At 37.0% G+C, this 23877-nt stretch carries 21 protein-coding genes and 1 pseudogene; 20 read left to right on the top strand and 2 right to left on the bottom strand.

The features are described from left to right. Window positions 1–293 precede the first annotated feature (293 nt). From MK370_RS09145 to MK370_RS09105, 9 genes are all read left to right on the top strand, one after another. A complete protein-coding gene (locus MK370_RS09145; RefSeq protein WP_268685021.1) occupies window positions 294–932 on the top strand; it encodes a hypothetical protein in 639 nt (212 codons plus the stop codon). A gap of 437 nt (window positions 933–1369) precedes the next feature. Beyond that, entirely contained in the window at window positions 1370–1978 is a 609-nt protein-coding gene (locus MK370_RS09140) for a hypothetical protein (protein WP_268685020.1), read from the top strand. A 405-nt stretch (window positions 1979–2383) separates the two neighbouring features. Beyond that, window positions 2384–3442 carry a hypothetical protein gene (locus tag MK370_RS09135; RefSeq protein WP_268685019.1) on the top strand — a complete coding sequence of 353 codons (1059 nt, stop codon included), beginning with the start codon at window positions 2384–2386 and terminating at the stop codon, window positions 3440–3442. A 74-nt stretch (window positions 3443–3516) separates the two neighbouring features. After that, a complete protein-coding gene (locus MK370_RS09130; protein ID WP_268685018.1) occupies window positions 3517–3885 on the top strand; it encodes a hypothetical protein in 369 nt (122 codons plus the stop codon). 4 nt (window positions 3886–3889) lie between these two features. Continuing rightward, window positions 3890–5800, top strand: coding sequence for an AAA family ATPase (locus MK370_RS09125; protein ID WP_268685017.1), 1911 nt, complete (start codon window positions 3890–3892; stop codon window positions 5798–5800). A gap of 98 nt (window positions 5801–5898) precedes the next feature. After that, window positions 5899–6261, top strand: a complete 363-nt coding sequence (locus MK370_RS09120) for a TrbC/VirB2 family protein (RefSeq protein WP_268685016.1) — start codon at window positions 5899–5901, stop codon at window positions 6259–6261. Window positions 6262–6283: 22 nt separating this feature from the next. Beyond that, a complete protein-coding gene (locus MK370_RS09115; RefSeq protein ID WP_268685015.1) occupies window positions 6284–7525 on the top strand; it encodes a hypothetical protein in 1242 nt (413 codons plus the stop codon). 13 nt (window positions 7526–7538) lie between these two features. Then, complete coding sequence (locus MK370_RS09110) at window positions 7539–9533, top strand: pLS20_p028 family conjugation system transmembrane protein (RefSeq protein ID WP_268685014.1); 1995 nt, start codon at window positions 7539–7541, stop codon at window positions 9531–9533. A 301-nt stretch (window positions 9534–9834) separates the two neighbouring features. Then, window positions 9835–10698 (top strand): streptodornase, encoded by an 864-nt coding sequence (locus tag MK370_RS09105; RefSeq protein ID WP_268685013.1) that lies wholly within the window; start codon window positions 9835–9837, stop codon window positions 10696–10698. 585 nt (window positions 10699–11283) lie between these two features. On the opposite strand, the gene MK370_RS09100 is transcribed toward MK370_RS09105, so the two are convergent. Next, entirely contained in the window at window positions 11284–11439 is a 156-nt protein-coding gene (locus MK370_RS09100; RefSeq protein ID WP_268685012.1) for a hypothetical protein, read from the bottom strand. A gap of 1047 nt (window positions 11440–12486) precedes the next feature. On the opposite strand from MK370_RS09100, the gene MK370_RS09095 reads away from it, so the two are divergent. After that, window positions 12487–13350 carry a streptodornase gene (locus tag MK370_RS09095; protein ID WP_268685011.1) on the top strand — a complete coding sequence of 288 codons (864 nt, stop codon included), beginning with the start codon at window positions 12487–12489 and terminating at the stop codon, window positions 13348–13350. 52 nt (window positions 13351–13402) lie between these two features. Here MK370_RS09095 and MK370_RS09090 read toward each other — a convergent pair whose 3' ends face one another. Beyond that, window positions 13403–13846 carry a hypothetical protein gene (locus MK370_RS09090; RefSeq protein ID WP_268685010.1) on the bottom strand — a complete coding sequence of 148 codons (444 nt, stop codon included), beginning with the start codon at window positions 13844–13846 and terminating at the stop codon, window positions 13403–13405. A gap of 185 nt (window positions 13847–14031) precedes the next feature. On the opposite strand from MK370_RS09090, the gene MK370_RS09085 reads away from it, so the two are divergent. The 10 genes and pseudogenes from MK370_RS09085 (at window position 14032) to MK370_RS09035 (ending at window position 23589) form a co-directional block, all read left to right on the top strand. Next, window positions 14032–14763, top strand: coding sequence for a hypothetical protein (locus MK370_RS09085; RefSeq protein ID WP_268685009.1), 732 nt, complete (start codon window positions 14032–14034; stop codon window positions 14761–14763). 16 nt (window positions 14764–14779) lie between these two features. After that, window positions 14780–16756, top strand: a complete 1977-nt coding sequence (locus MK370_RS09080; RefSeq protein WP_268685008.1) for a hypothetical protein — start codon at window positions 14780–14782, stop codon at window positions 16754–16756. A gap of 13 nt (window positions 16757–16769) precedes the next feature. After that, window positions 16770–17456: a hypothetical protein gene (locus MK370_RS09075; protein WP_268685007.1), complete on the top strand. Its 687-nt coding sequence runs from the start codon at window positions 16770–16772 to the stop codon at window positions 17454–17456. After that, window positions 17456–17854 carry a hypothetical protein gene (locus tag MK370_RS09070; protein WP_268685006.1) on the top strand — a complete coding sequence of 133 codons (399 nt, stop codon included), beginning with the start codon at window positions 17456–17458 and terminating at the stop codon, window positions 17852–17854. The genes MK370_RS09075 and MK370_RS09070 overlap by 1 nt, the downstream gene beginning before the upstream one ends. Before the next feature lie 58 nt (window positions 17855–17912). Beyond that, window positions 17913–18734: pseudogene (locus MK370_RS09065) on the top strand (glucosaminidase domain-containing protein); the annotation flags it as partial. Between the two features lie 45 nt (window positions 18735–18779). Next, the gene (locus tag MK370_RS11370) at window positions 18780–19883 is read left to right on the top strand and encodes a D-alanyl-D-alanine carboxypeptidase family protein (RefSeq protein ID WP_419153001.1); all 1104 of its coding nucleotides are present in this window, start codon (window positions 18780–18782) and stop codon (window positions 19881–19883) included. Window positions 19884–19934: 51 nt separating this feature from the next. Beyond that, window positions 19935–20537, top strand: coding sequence for a hypothetical protein (locus MK370_RS09050; RefSeq protein WP_268685005.1), 603 nt, complete (start codon window positions 19935–19937; stop codon window positions 20535–20537). Window positions 20538–20587: 50 nt separating this feature from the next. Further along, on the top strand, window positions 20588–21022 hold the full coding sequence (locus MK370_RS09045; protein WP_268685004.1) for a hypothetical protein: 435 nt from the start codon (window positions 20588–20590) through the stop codon (window positions 21020–21022). A 155-nt stretch (window positions 21023–21177) separates the two neighbouring features. Next, on the top strand, window positions 21178–22032 hold the full coding sequence (locus MK370_RS09040) for an LPXTG cell wall anchor domain-containing protein (protein ID WP_268685003.1): 855 nt from the start codon (window positions 21178–21180) through the stop codon (window positions 22030–22032). 153 nt (window positions 22033–22185) lie between these two features. Then, window positions 22186–23589, top strand: a complete 1404-nt coding sequence (locus tag MK370_RS09035; protein ID WP_268685002.1) for a hypothetical protein — start codon at window positions 22186–22188, stop codon at window positions 23587–23589. The last annotated feature ends 288 nt before the right edge of the window (window positions 23590–23877 follow it).

Raw genomic sequence — 23877 nt, 5'->3', positions numbered from 1 at the left:
CTGTTACGTTTGGGTCGTGCCTATCTTGCGGAAGAGCAGGCTATGCGCGACTGTTAGCAAACACCGAATTTGAAGGAACACGACGGTTCTGAACAATTCGGGGAAAGGATGTAAGCGGCGTAAGCTGCTTATTTTTTATATGTCCAGCAATGGAAAGGAGGAAAATAAGTCGATTAGTTGCTACTTTTAGATAACCACTATTTAAGTAGTGATCGCTTTCAGTTTGAGCTACATAGCTCTACATAGATACGAGTAATAGGGAGCAAGGCTTCTTATTTCTAGGAGGAAAACACATGATCAACATCCAAAAAATTGCAGAGCTCGGAAAGCAGCTTCTGGCAAAGACGAAGCTGAAGAAGATTCACATAGCAGTCGCAGCTATCTGGTTTGTCTTTGGACTAGGCTTTATGTCTCATAGTATCAAGGATATGGTTCCAGAGTTGTTGAAGAAACTAGGTCTCGAGCTCGAGATTATCATTCCGCTTGACGGTTTGACCCTCGTGTCTCAAGGACTGACACTCATCTTGGTACTGACAGCTATGCTGGAAGTTGCTTGGCAGGTTGAACGTCGGATTCATTTCAAAGGACAGCGCAAGCGTTCTCTGAAGAAGCTGACACAAGCTGTGCGAAAACTAACACTGAAGTTTGTTAGTTACGGAGTGCCTACTGTTCTGCTTCTGGCAGTTCTGAGTCATCCAAGTGCTGACATAGTGCACTACTTCAGCCAGCTAGGATCTATCACGACCAACTTGTCTTTTCTCCCACTTGGAGTCTTGACTAGTGCTATCTTTTGGGATAGTTTGGTCGCTTTGAGCTATTTTATCAAGATTTTTTACAAAAATTATCTTGATATCAATGCTCAGAAGGATCTGGACGACGTCTCTTTTCTTGATGATATCAAGAGTGAGACCAAGCAGCTTCTAGAGGGCTAATTCAATTAGCTTTCCTTGCTTGAGAAGACAAAAACAAAAAGCTCATTCTTATTATAAGAATGAGCTTTTTGTTTTTGTGAAAAGTTTTATGATAAAAATAAGATCTAATATAGTGATTTTCTACTTACTCAGATAACTAGACTATATACTAAAAAAGTTGCTTCTGATATAGTTACATTCTGTGTATTGAGAAATATTGACAACGAAACGCCTATAATATTTTGTTTGTTTTTTATAAAAAAGGATTTTCTTAAATTTATACTACTAGTTAGATTAGCTCATCTTTTATAAATTAAAGGGAGTTGTTTAACTGACGAATAGAGGGTATTTACTACTTCCTTTCATAAGTTTCTGTTATCCATTTGCTTCTGAAAATGAATGTGATATAATGATAGAATATAAATTATTTTACTGACTATGTGTAGGAGATGGACTAGATGAATCGTTCAGGAGAAAACTATCAGGAAACACATAAAAAATCAAAAAGTAGACAGGAGATTTTCCTACATCTTCTACCAATTGTAGGATTAGCTCTCTTTTTTTTAGGGTTTACTGAATTTACGAAAGATGTTCTTTTGCAACTTATAGGACGGTTTTCGATGTATCTTTTACAGGTACTTGCAGTTGTTCTTACTGTGTTTCTGATTTTGATAATTTGTAGAGATATAAAAGGACGTTTCTTTACTAAAAATGAAGATAACCATTTTTGGGGGGAGATTGATCAGATCGTTTTTGACATTGGCCAAGAGCTCATCAATTTTTGGACTCCCTGCTTATTTCTAGTAGCTTTGCTTCTGAATAAGCCTGCAGTCCTGATTTCTTATTTTACTCAACTTGGTTCTATATTTAAGAATTTATCTTTAATACCTTTAGGAGTTCTAACATTGGTGATTATATATGATGTTATAAAGTCCTTACGGTATTTTATGAAGTGGTTCAATAGAAATTGGCTAGATATTAATGCTCAGGAAGATTTACCTGAAACATCCCTTCTAGATGATGTCAAGAAAGAAACTAAAAATCTTCTGGATGATAATGATTGTTAGATAGTATATTGGGGCCTATTTTTATAGAATAGGCTTTTTTATTTAACTATTTAGAATAATAGTCTTTCTATTTTGTTTTAGTTATGACGATTCAATGAAGATATTTCAAATGTAAGATAGATGCTCAGATGTCAAATAAGTCGGATTTCTGCTAGCAAGCATTGAATTTTTATGTCTGTAACGATTCTGAACTATTAAGAGAGATGTTAGCGAGGTAAGCTATTTATATATATTAGTAGTATAAATGAAAATCATTTTATTTATGTATTCGTTGTAATAAGAGCACTAAAAAACGTATGTATTCTAAGATGTTTTCGAAAAATTATGCTGATTTTCTAGTCTTAGACTACACATTTTATCTAGAAACAGGTAAAATAGAATAAGTGAGTTAATAGGGAGGATCGAATGGCGAATAACTTCAATCAATATGAAGATCTAGATGATCTAGATAAAAAAGGGAATGTCGATACATTTTTTGAAAATGTAGGAAAGTTTTTCACTCAAAATAGGCTTGTAAAATACTTGTCAAGAAAAGTGTTATTAAGAAAAACTTTGATATTTTACGCTTTGTTGCTCCCTATAATTGGTTTGATTTTAGGTGGAATTTACTCACCGGCTCGTGAAACATTTTCAAAGGAGCAGTTGGAAACAAAGCAAGAGTTTGGCAATGGAACTGGAAGAGTTGAGCTGGTTAGTCAAACTTATTCAAAAAGTAATGGCATTATGGTTTTTGAATTTGAAACGACAGACTATACTGCTGCTATTCAAAAGGGAATCAATGCAAATAATCTGGAATGGCAACTGTTTACTCCACCGGGTGTAGATGCTCAAAAGACACAGATGGAGGTTGTGCCTCTTACGGACAACAAGATAGATGTCATTGTTCGAAATGTTCCCAAAGATTATGGAGTCATGATTGTACGGATAGCGAATACAACTGTTTCGAATTCAGATGTGGATGTAAGCATTCAGGACTATGAAGATTATAAGGAGAAGAAAAAAGAGAAGGAACTAGATCAACAAGAAACGACAGATTATGTAGACTTTTATATTACTCACCAAAATGGGAAATTGAAGTATTCTCAATTGGAGAACCTTTCAAGGGAAAATTTTGCTCTCAAGGCTTTTGGTGACGAGTTAAAATTCCAAAAAGATCAAGTGAAAAATCTAGAGAAAGCTATTGATGATTTAACTAATAGCATTGAAGAAGATAAAGCTACTGTGGAGCAGTTGCAGCGAGAAGGACAATATCTAGTTGGAAGTAAATTAGATGAGAACCAAGAGAATGTTGAAGATGTTCAAAAAGATATGGATAGTAAGGCCAGAAAAATTGAACAGGCTAAGGATAACATTAATACACTGAACTCCCTTGTTACAAAATTAGAAAGTAATATCAATCAGATTAAAGATGGTAGCTATGAGTTTAATGCACCTGTCCAATCAATTAAAAAAGAAATAGAATAAGAAACTCTAATGGCATAGAGGGCACTTATGAATATTGTTGTAAAAATAGGATAATAGAGGAGGATAAAGTGTAGATGGATGAAAAACAGCAAGAAACAACAAACATGTCTTGGGGAATGCCTCGTGGATTGTACCAGCAAGTAAAGTATTATGGCATACCGCTGTTGAAAGCTGGCTTTGTAGCAATGACTTTTATTATGGGATTGCAGCTGTCAGGAAGTGTATTTCCTGTAGATCAGCCAATTCAATTCATTTTATGTCTCATTTTGATGACGAGCCTAGCCTTCTTTTTGGTCTTACCTTCACAGGCAGGTGGAACGAATGCGATGGCCATTGTCTATTTTCATGTAAAGCGTAAAAAAAGATATATATCAATAGATCGCAATGCTTATCCTGATCCGAAGGAATTTCATAAGCGGCGTAAAAGAATGCGGAGGTTATAAGTAAGTGAGCAATGAACAACAGAGCTCTGCTGTCAGAGCTCAATCTAAAACTCCCTACACAGATGAATTTACGACTGATTTCACAGAAAAAGTAAAGAAAAATGTCCAAAATTATATCGCCTATGGACGGGAAGAACAGATTTCCAAAGTTTTCAAAATCTTATTGAATACTCGCAAGAACTCACCATCCCTTATTGGAGATGCAGGGGTTGGTAAATCTGCAATTGTGGAGGGTATTTGTGCGGAGATAGCCCTTGCTAGAGAAGGGAAAAATCATGTTCGTATTCCAGACGAATTCAAAAATATCCGAATTCGATCTTTGGAAGTTAGTTCCATTCTTAATGAAAAAGATGGAGAAAATGCTCTGTCTCGTTTAAAGCATATCGTAGAAGAGTTATCATTATACAAGAAAGATAATATTCTTTTTATTGATGAGGTTCATACAATTATGGGTTCTGGTGCGAATGGAGCGCTAGATATTGGAAATGCTTTAAAGCCTGCACTAGCTCGTGGAGAAATTTATTTTATCTCTGCAACGACCTATAATGAGTTTACGATTATTGAGAAAGATGCTGCAATGGAACGGCGTCTCAATCCTGTCTATGTTGACGAACCATCAAGGGATGAAGCTGTAGGAATTATAGAAAAAGTCAAAAAACGAAACGAAAAGTTACACAAAATTACTTATGATCAGGAAGCACTCGAAGCATCAGTAGATTTTTCGATTCGTTATATGGCAGATAAACAGTTACCTGATAAGGCGATTGACTTAATTGATGAGGCTGGGTCTGCAGCATACTATGAAGGACGTAGTAAGGTCACAGTCTTAGATATAGCTCAGCTCATCCATGAGAAGAAAGGAATACCTATAGAGACTATTTTGCGTATTTCGCGCAATGAACCAGTTGACTATGAAAAAGAGATAAAAAAAGTAGTCAAGGGACAAGATCATGCTGTGAAGCAAGTTTGTCAAATATTGAGAAAGTCTGCTACGGGAATGAAAGAGTCGGAAAAACCGTCTTCCATTCTTTTTATGGGAACAACAGGTACGGGGAAAACAGAGCTAGCTAAGCAGGTAGCTAGAGTTTATTTTGGAGATGAGAGCGCCTTTCTTCGTTTGGATATGTCAGAATATACTGGTGAGAAAGCCAATGATGCATTGATTGGTGATCGTACAAGTGGGAAAAAGGGTGACTTGACAGAGTTTGCTAAAATTAAACCTTATTCTGTTATCCTTTTAGATGAATTGGAGAAGGCCGACAGAACTGTTCACAACCTCTTGTTAGGGGTTTTGGATGCAGGACGCTTGAAAGATGCAACAGGTCGGCTGATAAACTTTAAAGAATGTATCATTATAGGCACAACGAACGCAGGGCATCAAACAATTCGAGATAAATTTAGATTATCTGGTGGATTTGGTAACCTCAGTCAACAAGAAAATAAAGCCTTTATGGAAAATCTTCATAAAGATTTATCATTGGAATTTGCTCCTGAAATGATTAACCGCTGGAATGCGATTGTGGTTATGAATATGCTCTTGGAGGATGTTATTCATGAGATCACCAATAGCCGTATTCGGAAAAAAGAAGCTGAATGGGAAAAATATCATAATATAATTGTAGAATATCAAGATGATCAGGGAAATGAGAATCGAGAAGGAATCTATAATTATCTTAAAAATATTGGAACAGACGAATTAAATGGTGCACGGCCTTTAGCACGAGCCATTGAAACAGTTCTAACAGATCCCATTTCAGATCAGCTATACTATATTCAGCGTTCCCGAGATGAAGTTCTTAAAGCTATTGTTGTTTTGCATGGGACAGCTCCTAGGGAAACATCAGATGGGCATGGAAGATATTCTGTAGTGGACAGACGAGCTGTTGACATACGCCTTGAAAAAATTGAAAATTAGCTGAAAATAAAAAATTATAGTCCCGATAGACTTTACAAATCGTCCGGATACGGATAGAATATTACTGTAGACATTTTTTTTATAAAGGAGTTTCTAAGATGAAAGAATTTACATTAGTAAAAGAAAAAGCTGGCGCGTTCAAGAAGCGCGCGGTACAAGCATGGTCTTCTGCAGCGGTTGTAGTTGCTCTTGCTTTGCAGAGTTCACCTGTATTTGCAAATAATAAGGGGGCAGATCCGTTTAGTAAAGTGGGTGACGCTACAAGGACTGCAACGGATTCTATTCGGAATATTTCAAGTATTATTGCGATTGCAATGCTTGTTATTATCGGTGTGTTCTTCATGTTTGGAGATGCAGGTAAACGAAAAGCAATGTCATGGCTTCCTTGGGTTGTAGGAGGGATTGCAGTTATCTCTGGCGCTGTGTCTATCGTAACGTGGGTAACCTCACTCTTTGGTTAATCCTAGGAAGGAAACAATTTATATGTCTGAACAGGTGTTTGGATATAAGGGGAAGAGGAAGGTCTCAATTCCAGACCCCCTCTTTCTTTATATCGAATGGGAGATTCGAGCCACTCCTGAAAATAACAGTACATTACGTGAACTAATTGAAGATTTGGATATGGAGTATTTTCCCAATACCAAAAATAATATCAAGAATTCACTTCCCTTTTTAACATTTCTACAAGCAGAAATGCTGTTTAGAGGAATTAAATCTGCCTTTGGTTATTTTCAACTAGAAGGCGTTGCTTTGGCCTCACAGGTTAAAAATAATAAACTAACTGGTCGGCCTTCTACAGATGATCAGCCAGTTGTCAGACCGTTTATTATCGATCAACAGTATAGTAATTTAGTTATTCCTTTGGTTGAAGCTACGTTTCGTGATGAACGTTTCCAACAATATAGCTATGATGATTTAGCTAGGTATTTTACTGGAATTGAAAATAACTTATTCAGTCTTTATGGGCGTAGTCTAGGTCTATCTCAAGCTCAGATCCCTCAATTCCCTGCTGCTGGTACGATTAGAGGTGCATTGCCTCGTGTACAGCAGGTAGAGCAACAACGCTCAATAGCTACAGACTCAACGCATAGCCAAATGGCTAAGAAAGCAAGTTATTACGACGAATATGAGGAACCTGTGAAGAGAGACAAACTCACCTTGGCTATTGCTGCTATCGGAGTATTGGTGGGTGCTATTGGTCTAATTATCGGAATGGTGGCCGCCGGACAGCTCAAGACGCAAAGGGAGCAGCTCCTATATCTCAACTCAGAGTTGAAAGCCGCCCGAACTCTTCAGGAGCATGAGCATGAAGCTGATGTTTTTGGACGTTATTTTTTGACTTATTATTATGCAGGAAATAAAGATAGCTTGAAGCCTTTTCTGTCTGATGGAGACGCTCGTTATACTCAGCCTGAGTCTGCGACTATCCTAAGTACGATACTAAAGAATGTCAAGCTGAGTGATGATGGAAAGACCTATACTATGACCTATGTCATTACCTTTAAGGATGCAGAGGAACGGGCTACTACCAAGCAGGTAACCTTTGACTGTGTTGAGAAAAACTCTGCTGACTATGGTTGGGTCATCACAGCAGAGCCTATCACCAAGAACTTTGGTCCAGCCAAGTCTAATACTGGTGAAAAAGAGAGCAAAGCTGAAAACTCTGATCAAGGAGCAGAAGCTAACAACAATGGAGGTAATGCTTCCGCAGAGAACAATGGTTAGGAGGTGACTAACTTTGGGTTCTGAATTTCAAAATAAGTTTTGGTCAAATCTAAAAGAGATGGCTGAAACATTAGATAATAATAAAGGTGGAATACCGGTTCCGCTTTTAGAGGGGAGTGGTGCTAATACTCCTGATGCTACATATGAAATTAATGAGAAAAAGGCTGAAATTCTTGGTTCATTTCTGAAACAATGGAGTGTCTATCTAGCTCCTGTCTATGATATATTGACTCCATTGTATATGATACCCGGATGGTTTGCTAAAACTTTTTATTATTTTTCTCATGCATTAGAGAGTGTTTTCGAAAAAGTATTTTCCCTCTTTGGTTTTTTCAACTTATTGCAAGGAGATAGCTTTATTGCTGATGTCTATTCTTGGCTGCGGGCATTCGGTGTGATAGTCTTTGCATTCTTTGTAGTTTCTCGTATCGTTATGTCTTGGATGGGCACCCCTTTTAAATATAAGGAGTTCATTAATCACATGATTATAGTGACTGCAGCTGTTGCGGTCCTTCCTCAGGCACTGATTTCTTTTTCTACTCTATGGGCAGATGCTAGTAACAATCTTCTAAAAACATCAAACGAAAGAGAAGCCAAAAAAAATATATCTATGTCTGCTCAACCATTACGGGATAACGTGACCGATATTATGCAGTTAGTAGAGAATAATTTTGATATTTCAAAACTTGGTCGTAGTGATGGAGATAACGGCTATATTGATACATCTAAATTAGGGAAGGGTGTTGAACTTAATAAAATCGATGATAGTAATATATATTCTCTTGATTTTACAAGTTCATATGGTGCAACAGATAAAGATACATTGAAATATTTTGCTGAGAATAGCGATAAAAATGTAAATTATTATGGTTTGCCTGCTATTTTCCACTCTGCTCTAGTTTCTTTTGAATACGATGAAAATGGGAATCCTAAGTTGGTGGATGTTAAGGGGTATAAGACAAAAGCTTTTTGGGAAGTTGAAAACAACTTGAAAATCAAGTCCTATCTTAGATATCGGGTTAATTGGCTAGCACTCTATATTCAGCAGATTATGTTGATTCTGCTTTTAATTGGGCTTCTACTGAATACAATTCAGACAATTTTCAGAGTAGTCTTGTCCACCGTAGTAGCTCCTATTGTAGGTTATACTGCGGTAGAAGATTCTTCTAAATTTTTAGAACTCCTGCAGTCGATTTTTGCAGGGATTGCTGGAATCTGGTTTGAAATTCTTGTTGTTAAATACGGCATGTGGTTCCTAACAACAGCTGGTTCAGTAAAGATAGAAGGTTTTAGTACATTTTTTGAAGGATTAGGTTTCTTTGAAAAATCTATTGCTTCTATTGCTCTCTATATTGGCGTCTTTATTGCAGCTTCGCAAGGATCACGCGCTATCGAAAACTGGTTAGGAATTCCGACCGGTGCTAAGACGGGCATGATGCAGGCGGCAGGTGCAGCCTATGCAGCTAATCGTATTAGGCGTGCTGGTACTAATGCGGTTCTTGGTAAAAAGAACTCGCAAGGTCAACGTCAAGGAGGTCTAATTGGTAATAAAAATTCTGCTTTATCTAAAGCTAGAGATTTTGGCGGAAAGGCACTGAAGGGTAGCGGCAGAGCGATAGTTGGTAGCGGCAGAGCAGTTACTGGTGGTATTGGAGTAGCTGCAGGAATGGGCCAAGGTGCAAAATCTGGCGGTGCTCTAAGTGCATTTGGCAATACTGTTGCTAACTCAACTTATAGACCAGCTTTCAGTAAGGCTAAACAAGGTATAGACTATGTTGCAAAAGGTGCTAAAGATAACTTTGATAAGGGCAAAGAACAGGGTGCTCGATTTACAACTAATTTCCGCAAGGAAGAAAAAGAAGCGAATCTTTCGGAAGCCCAAGATTTGCAACCAACTAAACGACCACCTGGACGAAGTTTTTCTGAATCGAATAAGTCTTCGAGACGCCGACCTAAACCTAGTCCTAAGCAAATAAACGGACGCAATTCGAAAAATAAGAATCTTTAACTTGTAAGATACTATATTTAAACATGTCTAGTTTTTAACATTAGATAGATAATCTTAGTACCTAGTTTCAAAATTGAACTAGGTACTTTTAATTCTCTAAGAATTCATTTTTAGTTATTAGTCACACTAAGCTGAACCAATCTACTGTTAAAATAGATGAAAGAGTTCTCTGATTCGTTTAAGAAGACTAGTTTACAATATCTTGATGCATAAAAAATATGTGAGCTAAACTTTAAATCTGAATTCTTTTTTAGTATAATACTCTTATGAGTAAAATTTCTTTTCAAAAGGAGGAAGCATCTTGGAATATCAAGGAAAAATTAGCACATCAATTCGTCTCATTGTCAGCTTGAGTCTGGCCTTAGTTTTCATCTTTGGATGTGGTCAAAAAACAAAAGAAGAACAGGCTTCATCTCAGTCCATGCAAACATCTAAAACTAGTGAGTCCTCTAGTTCATCTTCTAGCACCCCTAAGGATGACGGTTCCTTTGAAGAGGCTCCGAAGGACGATCAAGTCGGAGAAACAGATATATATTACGAGGCGTTGAACTTTACGGGTGGATCTCGCTTATATACTGCTGAGTTGGGCTCAAAAAATCGTCCTACTTACTGTCAAATTCTACTAACTTCTGCTGATCAGCCCTCAAAGTCCCCTAATGAAAAAATTACATTTGATGTACTAGGTTATCATGACTATACCTTCAAATATAAGGATGAAAATGGGAAAGTTAAAAAATCTGCCTTGATGCTTAAATCTCCTCTGATTCCTTATAGCTTTACAGGAGTAGAGGCGGATTACGATCAAGTTGTACCAATGACATACTATCTAAAGAATGGTACGATGTCAGATAAGGAAACCAATCCAGATAATCCTTATAGTCTCCTATTTTATGAAACTGCTTTAAATGAATGGTTGAAAGAACATCCAGGTTATTCATTGGATTATTTTGTTACTCCTGAGTATAAAGGTGCAGAACTATTTCCACGCAGTATAACTCTGTTTTGGACAGCATATGATCCAGATGGAAACCAAATCAAAGTTGATCTAAAAGATCCTGGGAAGGCAACATATGATGGCATAAAAGGTCACGTTACACTCCTGAATGTTTCGAAGAATGCGAAGATTAACTACAAGACGGGAGAAGCTATTCCGGTTATTAAGTAAAGCATTTGGATGAGAGTAATAGGTACATACAATTGTAGCTTGCTATTGCTATCTAATATTTAGAGAAGATCGATCTGATCTTCTCTTTTTATGATAATAGAATGGATGCTTTAAAGCCTAATTATATAAAGTAGCAAAGGTATTAAAAATAGGGGTGAAATGTGTCTTGAAAGAGTATGGAATAAACAACATTTTCTATGGAAAGTTGGAATGTAATTCTACTCCTTGGTATATATAAATGGTTGATAAAAGAGGAAAAATAAGGTATAATAGTGTCTCCAGAATAAAGATTTGTCATAAATCTAAACCCAAAGCCCTTATCTATGGTACTAGATAAGGGCTTTTTTATGTTCTTTTATTGTGAACAAAGGGTTATTGCGGCGACGATTTTTACGACGACGCGTTTTTTCGCGCCGTTCTTTTGATGTGCTAGGCGTTGTATTAGTGAAGATAGTTGACAAAAGGGAAAAAATAAGATACAATAAAGTTCCAATATTGGATTATTCATTTGTTGTTTAATCCCAAAGCCCTTATCTACGGCAATAGATAAGGGCTTTTTTATGTTCTTTTATTGTGAACAAAGGGTTATTTGCGGCGACGCTTTTTATGACGACGCGTTTTTTTCGCAGGTTTTTTGCGACCTTTGAAAGTTTCAAACCAATTGTCAATCAATTTATAACAAATATATGACAAAACTGGCTTGATAACATCAAGAATGATATCCAATATTGGATTTTTCATATGTATTTCCTCCTTTCGTTAGGATGTGCTAATCTCAGTCTTTAAGACTTACAATCAACACTCGAAAGGAAGTAGGGGTGATTGCCATGGCAATCTTCTATCTTGATTCGATATCCTCCTTACTTCCACTACAGTAGAAGCAGGGACGAGCCCAAACTCTTACTGAAAGTAACCACTGCTAACATCAAATCGGCTTAACAGTGATGGGTATCTCTTTTCCTCCTTTCCATTGCTGGACATATAAAAAATAAGCAGCTTACGCCGCTTACATCCTTTCCCCGAATTGTTCAGAACCGTCGTGTCCCTTCAAATTCGGTGTTTGCTAACAGTCGCGCATAGCCTGCTCTTCCGCAAGATAGGCACGACCCAAACGTAACAGTTCCCTAAATATAAAAAAACCACACTGAAAAACAGCCCCAATTGATCTTTTCTTATCAATCAAGACTCCCTGTTGCCACGGATTTCAGACTTCTCTGAATCGTGATGACACAACAGGCTTTTTCAAGTGTGTTTCATTCCTTTTTTAGGTTACCGCGCGGTCTTTTCCCTCCTAGAGGCTGCTTTCATCTAATCCGACCGGTAGATGTTTCTCTATCAATAAATGATAAAGTGGATGAAAGGGACCCGTCAGTGTTAAAATAAAGACAATGCTTTATCAATTCCAGCTCACTGAGCGTTTTTCTTTTGAACCGAACTATCGGTTCCTCTCATTCTGGATCATAAGAGATAAAAATAAAATTTTTACATGACTAGTATAGCATATTTGGTGGAGCATGAAAAGAGGGAGCAGGTTTTTTTGGGGGATTTCTAGCATAAAGCCTTAAATTCAAAGTTACTTTTTCATAAGTAATCCGTGATAGCGATTTGGCTTATTCATCATGAACTCTGTATTTAACGAACTATAGTTTTGAAGATAAATAAGAATTGAATATGCTTCATCAAACATTTCATAGTTTAGAAAAGTTTGGCGTAGTTTCTTTAAATCTGAATTCTTTTTTAGTATAATACTCTTATGAGTAGAATTTCTTTTCAAAAGGAGGAAGCATCTTGGAATATCAAGGAAAAAAAAGCACATCAATTCGTCTCATTGTCAGCTTGAGTCTGGCCTTAGTTTTCATCTTTGGATGTGGTCAAAAAACAAAAGAAGAACAGGCTTCATCTCAGTCCACGCAAACATCTAAAACTAGTGAGTCCTCTAGTTCATCGTCCAGTACCCCTAAGGATGACGGTTCATTTGAAGAGGCTCCGAAGGACGATCAAGTCGGAGAAACAGAAGGGTATTATGAAGCGTTGAACTTTACTGGTGGTTCTAGATTGTATAGTAATGGTGTAGATTCCTATGGACGCCCGAATTACAATCAGATTTTATTGACCTCTGCTGATCAACCCTCAAAGTCTTCTAATGGAAAAATTACTTTTGATGTAAAAGGTTATCATGACTATACCTTCAAATATAAGGATGAAAATGGGAAGGTTAAAGAATCTGCCTTGATGCTTAAATCTCCCTTGATTCCTTATGACTTTACAGGAGTAGAGGCGGATTACGATCAAGTTGTACCAATGACATACTATCTAAAGAATGGTACGATGTCAGATAAGGAAACCAATCCAGATAATCCTTATAGTCTCCTATTTTATGAGACTGCTTTAAATGAATGGTTGAAAGAACATCCAGGTTATTCATTGGATTATTTTGTAAGACCAAATTATGGAAATAAGGAACTATTTCCACGCAGTATAACTCTGTTTTGGACAGCATATGATCCAGATGGAAACCAAATCAAAGTTGATCTAAAAGATCCTGGTAAGGCAACATATGATGGCATAAAAGGTCACGTTACACTCCTGAATGTTTCGAAGAATGCGAAGATTAACTACAAGACGGGAGAAGCTATTCCGGTTATTAAGTAAAGCATTTGAATGTTAATAAAATAAAGGCAGAGACACATTGTCTCTGCCTTTATTATAATCCTCCAATAAAAAGTGCTACAGCCACCCAAAACAAAATAAACAGAATGATTCCACCAACTCCAAACATTAGAACAGTCGGTAGTAGATTCATGACAAAGTTTAGAACGGATGCGACAAAAAGGAAGATTTTAACAACAATAGAGGAGAATGCGAAGAAAAAGATTAAAAGGAACAAAAGTATACCAATATCTTGAGCGATTAGGATTATTGGTTGGTATAAATGTTCATGCGACTTAGGATTATATTTTTTTTCGAGCGCCGAAATTCCTGCCCCCATCATGGATAATCCTGCATACAAACCATTAGTTACTACTGTATTAAAGTGAGATAGAATCCAAAATATGAGAGCTGTAAGAAATTGCCAGCCTATTAATAAAAATAATAGTAAAATCGGATGCTCCCAGTAAAAGTAGAAATATTGAGTTAAAATTGTCATGGACATTCCCTTTCTAGCGAAAAGAAGATTTTTGAGTTACTCTGACTATAGCAAATTTGGATGAATATTTCAATATGTCTGTTAGAAAATACTTATAAAGGAGTTTCTTGATGTCCTACTCTACAAAAAATTACAAAATACGATATAATAGAGAGTAAGATTATAAAGAATAAGGAGTCGAGTCTATGGGAATCAATGATGTTCTAAATGAAACTAATGAGAAGAAAAAGAAGCGAAAGAAAAAAGGGAAAATAGCACCAGAAGCTAATCAACCTAGGACTGCTCAGTTAAACTTTGACGATGAACAGCAAGCATTCCATTATGAGCCAGATAAAGATTGGGAAAAGAAAGAATTTCTGTCGACTGTTGAGCAAATTGATGTCAAGAGGATTTTGCACAGTGTTCGTAACCAGCCAATCGAACTAGCAAATGGCTACTCCGCTTATTTGCAGATTATGGAAGTCTATGGTAATGATGTTGCTTCTTTGTCTGACAACGAACGAGCTCAAGTTATTGCTGGATATACCCAATGGCTAGCAGGTACTCCTTTTGATTTTGGACTTCAAACGACCACATTACCGACCAATACTCGTAAACAGATAGAAGATTTAATCAGGGTTTTGAATCAAGTTCGACATGAACTTAGCTTATTAGATGATAGTGATGATAGAAAACGGCTCCAATTAAATCAGCGCCATGATATAATGGTGCAAAACATCATCAAACAGGAAGTTGTGGCAGATAGGCAGTATAACACAGAGTTCTTTATTTGGATATTTGGTGATTCTTTGGAAGAGCTTGAGAATAATGTTCGAACAGCTCAAGAAGCTAGCTTTTCCTTTACTCCACACTTTGTATCCGTTGAGAAAAAAGAGCAAATCTTGAAACAATATTATAATTACAACGAAGTAGTATAGAAGGAGTTAAGTGTTTATGGCTATGCTGACAAAACGCCGAGTAAAAAAATATATTCAAAAGGGTTACGATTTAAACTTTATTAGTCGAATCCAGCCTAGCGGAAATTTAAATTTTAAAGAAAATGATAGCTACTGGAAGCAAGGAGATGGCTATCATAAAGTTTTACATATTCCTTATGATCGTTATCCAGAATCTGGCTTACGTGATTTCTGGATGGGAGACTTGATGTTGTTAGAGGATGTCAATTCTTTTGTAGCCATCCAACATGGTTCTAATCAGGAATTGAGTGAAAAAGCTACAGCTGCAATTTCAAATATGCTGGTTACAGAAAATAGAAAAACAACTGATGATGTAGATGACCAGGCACGCATCCAATCGCTATTAGAGTTTCGAGCTCGATTGGGGAACAATATTCCTACTAAACTCATTTGGTCTAGTTTCCATATTACAGGTGATACGGAAAATGATTTGCGTACGAATGAAAAAAATATTAAAGCGCAACTCTCCCAATTCAACATATCTGCGAATGATGGAATGCAAGATATCGAATTTCACTCGGCTTTCGTTCCCGCTAGTCGTCAAAGTGGGATGATGACTCGTCGTAGAGGTCAAGCTGTTTCAGTTCTTGACTTAGGAGCAGGTTATCCTTTTAATCACACGGCATTGATGGATCCGCATGGTGTTTATCTAGGTGAGACACGAACAGGTGGAGCGGTCAATTTTGATTTGCTGCAGGAAGATGATTTGCGAAATACCCCAACCATGCTAATTGCTGGTCGGGATAGAACTGATAAAGATAAATTTCTTGGAAAATATCTTGATGCCTTGTTTGCAAAAGGCCATCGTATTTTTAATATTGATCTTAACGGAATTCTTGGTAAGCTGACAGAGATTCAGGGTGGTAAGCATATTAAAATGTATGGCGATCACAATGAAAATCATCTTAATATGATGGAAGTTATCCCGACAAAAACAACAGATGACGGATTTGAGGACGATCAAATTGAATCATTCCGTGATCATCGAGAAAAGCTTAAAGCGTTTGCTCAAATTAAAAATCCTGCTCTTTCGGAATCAGACCTTAATGATTTGGGAACTACTATCAACGAACTCTATACGCAATTAGGTTTATGGTCTCCGAAGGCGGAGAGTTTAGCTGCTGAAGGCCAGCTGCATACGACAGATGTTGTGCCCGAAGATTATCCGACCTTAAAAACCCTAGTGGAGGCTCTTAATACGGAGTATACTACCGCGCAAAGACAGGGTGAGGATGACAAGGCGAAAAGCTATAAGCGTCTGCGTGATGCTTTTATGTCTTTATTTAATGACTATCGTTTTCTGGATGAAACATCTGTATTTGAGGATCTGTCTGAAGAAGCTGTTGTAACATTTGATTTGTCTGGTATTGAGGATCAAACGTTGCTTAACATTCAGCTCTACCAGGTTCTAAGTTTGGTTACTTCGTATGCTGTTAATAATGGGAAAAAGAATAATCAGGAAGTTGCTGAAGGAACTGAGTTGGAAAAAGATCAAATGCAGCACTGTATTATCACAGTTACAGGTGCAGAGAAACTCTTTAACCAAGAATTTTCTAAATCTTTGGATTTTCTTTCACGCATGATTAACAAAATTAGTTCTAACTATGCGGCTGTGATTATGGAAATGTCAGATTTGCAAAATATTTTGCTGTCAAGTAATACGACTACAGCAGATCCTTATGTTTTGGCAACTCGGAAGGTGTTTGCGTCTTTCCGTTACCGTCTCTTTGCTCAGGTTGATGAGTTGACCTTGCCTCTTTTGGCGAATGCACTTAGAGGTGAAATGACTCCTTCAGAGCTAGAGGGGTTGAAATATTTGCGTCGTGGTAATTTCTTCCTCAATATTGCTAGTTATAAAAATCTAATGTTTACTCAACAGCTTGCATCATATGATGATGTAGATGTCTGGGGAATGATTTACTCAGAAGAAGAGCGCTATGCTAGTCTGAAATAGAAAGGAGTATACAGTGGGAATATTAATGAGTATTTCGCTCTACGTAAGCTCTTTCTTATATGGAACCAAAGGACTAAAAATTTTACGCTTGTTCGCTTTCGCTGGTATAATGGCATCGGGTGCGGGCGCTCTTATGAGTTATAGCCTTCATTATTATACAATGATATTAAAACATGGGATGTTTATGGCAGCTCTTGCATTTTCTCCTTATTTATTATTTGGAGGCTTAACTGCTATTTATCAAGTTTTGCGTGGTAGGAGGGATCGGGCAGCTCTGGCTTGGGCAATTGGTTTCTTGCCATCAATTGTTACTACTGAATATGGCATAACTGCAGGATTGTTCATTATCATGGCTTATGTTATTTACCGGATGGAAAAGAAACATCGCCAGCATGTTGTTAGTATTGTAGCTATGTTTTCAGAGGAATTTTCTCCTCTTTACAAACAACGCTTAGCGAATAAAAATAAGTATAAGCAATACCAATCAGCTTATCGTCTATTAGCTTTAATTGATCTTTCCGATTTTAAGTTAATTAAGGATATTGATACAAAGTCAAAAGATTATAGAACCAATCTCCCAGAACGAAGTCTTACAAGAGTCTTTAAAATTAAAGGACTATTGGGAACGACAACTGTAAAAGATGAGCTCTATATTGCGCCACAGAAAGGACGGCTTCTGCCACAAAGGAGAATCAAGTAATGACAGAAGATGAATTGAAAGAACAGACTCAAGACTCCGAAGTTTTTCCTCAAGAAGAGTTGGAAGAAACCTTTTATTATGATGAAGAAGATGACTATCAAGATTATTATGAGAGTTATTATGGTAGTCTTGATGAGGAAGAGGTTGAGCAGGAAAAGAGGATAGCTAATAGTTGGGTGACTAGGACAAGAACCTACTATCAATCTCAATTTGATCAACTTAAAGAAGATTATCAAGATCGTGTGTCTTTACAAAAGAGTTATTATGAAGATAAGGATAATCATTGGCTTCAGAAGCAGCAAAGCATACGTAATGATGCTTTTCTTAGAAAATTGGCTGTTACACTCGTTGCTTTAGTTGTGATTTCATTTGTACTGTTTCTTTTGTCCCGATTATAGATAGAAAGGAGGCTTCATGAACTTAAAAGACATGGCTAAGGATGCGGCAAAAAAGAAGTTGAAAGCTTTACTTTTTGCAAAAATCGCAGTAGCTCTAGTTCCCGTATTGTTAGCTTTATTGATTATTTTAATCATTATAGCTTTTATTGTCGGGAATACGTCGTCGAGTATGTCTTCTCGTTGTGGTTCAGACGATTCGTCTCTTAGTACAGGTGGTGGGACTACAAATGACAGCCAAGTTGGAGCCTATGCTTCTGTAGAGGATTTTATAAAAGAGCATAAAGAAGCTTATATTAATTCTTGGAAAGCCGGAGGTTTCTTGCCTTCAGCATCCATCACTCAAACGATGATTGAGAATGGTTTCAACTTTACTAATCCGAATGGTACTTCCTTTTGGCAGGCGCATAATATGGGAGGAGTAAAAACTTCTAGGAAAAGTGATTTTCCAGTCACGCTTGCGACTTATGGAGATCAAAGTGTAGACTTGACCGGCTCAAAACCTGGAGCAAATGTTGGAGATGGGACTGGTGGAGCTTATGCATGGTTTTCAAGTTATGACGCGGGTATAGTCGGAAAAGCTGAATTTATGGCACACCAGACTCTCTATACGGGTGCCATAAATAATACGGATGGGGTGTCAACTTTAAGTGCTATTGCAGATGGTGGCTGGGCAACAGATCCAACCTATAAAACTAAATTGGTGGAAATGTACAATAGCTTTGGTAAGAAGTTTGAGTGGCTAGATAAAGAAGCGATTGCTAAACATGGGAATTCACCCTATAAGGAAGCTGCGGCATCTAATACCTCTCAAACGAAGACTGATGGAGGAAATTCAAAGCCAAAAAAACAATCAGATCTACCTAGTGGAGCATCAGCAGACAGTTGGGAATTAGTCTTAGTGAATCGTGATAATAAGAAACCTGAGATGAATCCACAACTATCTACAGTGGAAAATATTGAGGTGGATAGTCGGATTGCAAGTGCTACTCAGCAATTTCTAGCAAAAGCTCAGGAAATTAATCCGGCATTTCATTTGATTTCGGGCTATCGAAGTGTAGAGACTCAAAGGGGACTTTATGATGGCTATGTCCGTACTGAGATGTCTGAGCGAGGTATTTCTTATGAAGAAGCAGAAAAATATACGCAAGAGTATTCTCAACCAGCTGGGGCATCTGAGCATCAAACTGGTCTAGCGATTGATATTTCTACGGTTAATTCCTTGAATCAAATGAGTGCAGAAGATAGTGCAGCACTTGAAAAAATTGCAGCAGATTATGGTTTTATACGCCATTTTAAAGAAGAGTTTAAATCAAGTACTGGTATAGGTAATGAGGACTGGCACTATCGATATGTAGGGAAAGAAAATGCCAAATACATAAATGATAAGAAAATCTCCTTTGAAGATTATGTTAAAAAGGTAAGAGAAGAAGGAGGAACCTCTGGCGGAGATGCTGATAATCACTGCAGCAATGACTCTGATGGTGGTTCAGCTGATGGGAGTGGTACAATACCTACCGATGCAACTGAATGGGGATATCTACCGACAAATCTACCTTCTGGCTTGAAACAATACGCTATTGATCCCAAAAATCTTGGAATGGAATATGGGACTTCTACCGGTTGGCACACGACAGGGAGCCAATCTTTAGATGGTCAATGTGTAAATCTCACTATTAGTATGGCTAATAAAATTTGGGGACATACTGGAGGAGTATCGGGGAACGGTAAAGATATGGCTAATGCCTGGGCTGTAGTTTTTGGCAATAATGTCAAAAACACTCCTAAAAAAGGTGCTATTTTTGCAACTCAGAACGGTGGTGGCGGATACGGGCATACTGGAATTGTTTGTCATGTTTTTGAAGATGGCTCTATCCTAATTTGTGAGCAGAATACACCACTGAGTGGTTGGGATTTCTTCAAAAAGCCATATACTTGGAACTATCGTGTTTGGAGTCCTGCTCAACAAAAGGCAGAAATTACTACGTTTGCTTATCCGGATAATAAAACCCCTAAATTTAATGCTAATTAATAGCTTAATGACTAAAGGTTATCTTTCTAAGATACAGAGAAAGGAAAATAAATGAATCGTAAAAGGAAAAAACTGTTTCTTGGATTAGGCATTGTTGCTTTTTTAGGAATCGCAGCTCTAACCGTCTACGTTTTTACACGTGATGATAAAAAAGAGACTCCTATAATTCAGTCTTCGAATCAATCAACAGAAGAAAAGTCTTCCTCAGCTGCTAGCAAAACAGAACAAACTCAAGAACTTACTGAAAATCAAAAAAATCATCAGAAAGCATTGAGCACACTTGAATATTCTGATCAGCCAGCTAGTGATAGTTTGAAGGGGGATGTTATAAATGCTCTAATTGCAGCTCAAAATTATGTAAGAAGCATTGATCAGGTTGACCAATTAAAAGGAGATTCAGATAATCATATGCTAATGACTACATCTGGCATGATGCAGAGTTTCTGGATTGTTGTCAAATTTGGTAATTATTCAGTCGATTCTTCGGGAGTTGAAGTATTTAAGTCAAAACATTCGGATGTTATACAGTTTGTCTGTAAATTGACATCAGGAGGGAAGGACGATTGCTATTTTGTAGGAAATTATAATATATATGCTAAACAACTCCAGTTCGGTTCTTACCATGGTGGCCAGGTTGATGCTAGCTTTGGTTAGTAATCATAGTAAACCGATTTAGTTTTAATAAATAGGAGAAGGAGTTAGGAATGTCATCAAAAAGAAGAATAAATCCCAAATATGTAGACTATGACTTTATAAGTTCCTACTATGATGCGCTTCTAGATAGAAGGATTCGGTATATGGAGGGGGTAACGGACGAAATAATCTACGAGACTGAATTGTTTGCAGACCAAAAGTTAATTGAGCAAAAACTGAACCCAAGATATGTCATTTCTCAGGATGATTATAGAGGTATGGTACCTGCAATTCATGCAAAGCGTGTCTTTGAGTTAAAGCAATCTATATGTATCATGCGAATGTTATATTCAGATTTGATTGTTACGTTTATAGCAGCTGTTGCTACATATTTTCTACAAAAAGATAGTGCTATTCCTGTTTTGATACTTGGGCTAGTAGGGACATTTCTATCAGGTTTTCTCCTAGTTTTCTTCTTAACCGAAGGTCCAACTTCGGAGAAGTAACTTCTGATTCAAGATGTCAAATAGGAAAAATGGTTTACAATTCTACAATATCCAGGGATATGTTATAAAAAATATTAATATTCTTGTTTTCTATTTACATTTTAGGGTCATTTGAGTTACAATGGTAGTATAAAACTTTAAGGAGATAAGCTTATATGTCAAAATCAACTTTTCTAAGATTTGCTACAGCAGCGACAGCGATTATTCTTACTTCAGCGGGAGGAGCATCTGTTCTAGCGGATCAAGTACCGTCTAGCGATACTCCTGTGGTTAGTACTGAAACAGGTAATGTTACAGTAAAACCAACAGATCCATCATCTGGAACTGGCACATCTAACGATGTTCCTGTAGTCCCTCCAGTTACTACGCCTGATACTAACGCTTCTTCTTCAGATAATGCTACATCACCAACAACAGGTACTAATGATAATACTCCAGTTATTCCTCCGGTTTCTGATGACGGGGCTGTGGTTCCAACTCCTACACCTACACCGGTTCCTACACCAGCTGATTCATCTGATCCAGTTATGCCAAATCCAAAAGATAATGATAAGCCGGTAGTTGCAGATCCTACAGCACCAACTAATTCGTCATCATCAACTGGAAAGAAGCCAACTACTTCTACTAGTTCATCTGCAACATCTGGCAAGAAGAATACATCTAAACCTGCAGCAAATGTAACTTCAGCGACAGATCCGGATGGCCAAGGAATGGCTAATGCATTACAAAATTTTGTCCTTGTATCCCCTTCTAATCCTGTAGAATTAAAGAATGGCAGTTCTATTGTAAGTGTTAATTCGGGTGTCGCAACTTTGGCTGACGGTATTCAAGTTAACTTAGCAGATCTTGGAGCTACTAAGAATGCTAATGGTACGTATTCTATCACGAATAAGGATGGTCAAAAAGTAACATTACCAGAGACAGGAGAGTCTTCTTCAATCTTAACTATTTTAGGCGGGCTACTCTTAGGGGCATTAATGTTCTTTAAACGCCGCCAAGAACAAAAATAAATTTCATCTATCTTAGTCAGGGGGAAGTCAACCTCCTGACTTTTTTACTATAAATTCATTCACAAATTATAAAAATAGCGATATAATATAGAAATAATATAGTTTTTGAGAGATTTTAGTTTTTGTATTTTACAGAGGAAAGTGGGTATGTGAATGAGCAATAACAATCGTATTGGTTTAAATTATTTGTGGAGTAGCCTTCAGCCAAATTTTCAAAGAAATTTTTTTACTCCTAATTGGCAGCAACCTAGAAAAAATTATGGCTTGTCTGAATCCCCTTTGAGGCGATTGGGCTTTTATAAAAATGCTAATACAGGTAAGTTGATAGCTCCATGCGCTTCAAGATTTTCTAAAAACTACTACGAAAATTTTGAATTAAAACCAGTTAAACATCCTTCGCCTTTTCCTTTTTATTTAACAATATCAGAGGAAGCTATCGAACACATCTCTTCTTCAAGTAGAAATAGAAGAAGTGTGAGTAAGAAGAAGGTTAGTAAAAAGCAGCATAAATTGTTGATTGAGTATACATACTCCGAAACAGACAGTTTACTTGTATATAATCAGTTAACGGATTTAGATAAGCATATTTTGTTATTCATTGCTCTTTTTCGCAATGTCCAATTTCAACAAATTATCCGTGAAACTGGTGTGAGTGCTAGTCGAGTCGAAAGATCGCTCCAACGTCTTTTGAAATTTTACCTGATTCGACAATATAAGTATAAACGAGATCCAATAATTTTCGGAGCAGAAAAAGGAAATCTGGAAGGTGATTGCTATGGCATCTATGGGCATGGTACAACTGTTCTATTAGTTAATAGTATTATATCTTCTGAAGTAGCTCATAAGTGGAAAAATTTGGTACGCCAAGAAGATACTTATTCGCCTATTAGGTATTGGAAAATTGTAGATGCTTACCTTCATTTCAGAGTTAAAGATGATTTTATTGGCTTTCTATCCCACTCATATATAGATGGTTTTCTTTGTGATAAAGGAGAGAATGCTAATTTACAATCAAATATAGAAAATACAGGTCTTTCAGAGCAATCTAAACGCATTATCAATGAGTTGCAGAATAAAAAAGAAAATAATAATTTAATGACACCTGAAGCTCATAAATATAAGCGATACGTTCCACGTATTCGATTTAATGGTCAGTTTCGCGTAAAAGGGAAACTGGGTAATAAGGTGTCTATTGATTTATTTCCTCTTGTAACTACAGAGGGTGAAGATAATGATTTAGTGAAGCTGAATAATATACTTCTTCATTATTCACGATTTGAAGATGGAAAGGATAAAGAGGGAAATCAGCGTCTGCTTATGATTATTGTGGATACGATTGATCAAATTCAAGAGATTGAGAATAAGTATCGTTTATCAAATATGAAGATGCGTAATATTCTCTTTTTAGATTTAGAAACTGCGAGTCGGATAGATATTGCGACTGCTACAAAAGTATTGGTATTAGATGAGGGACAGGATAGCTATAACTTAAAATCACTTAGATTTAATATTGCTGAGGCACTCTTAAATCGACCAGATTCAGTCATTCATAAATAGTCAGAAAAATACCTTAAATATTTATCTTCAAAACTATAGTTCGTTAAATACAGAGTTCATGATGAATAAGCCAAATCGCTATCACGGATTACTTATGAAAAAGTAACTTTGAATTTAATCCTTTATGCTAGAAATCCCCCAAAAGAACCTGCTCCCTCTTTTCATGCTCCAGCAAATATGCTATACTAGTCATGTAAAAATTTTATTTTTATCTCTTATGATCCAGAATGAGAGGAACCGATAGTTCGGTTCACAAGAGAAACGCTCAGTGAGCTGGAATTGATAAAG

It is taken from the genome of Streptococcus sanguinis, from assembly GCF_026781265.1.
Classification (GTDB): domain Bacteria; phylum Bacillota; class Bacilli; order Lactobacillales; family Streptococcaceae; genus Streptococcus; species Streptococcus sanguinis_T.
The sequence above is the reverse complement of the archived record's forward strand: the minus strand, read 5'-3'. Positions and strand labels throughout refer to the sequence as shown.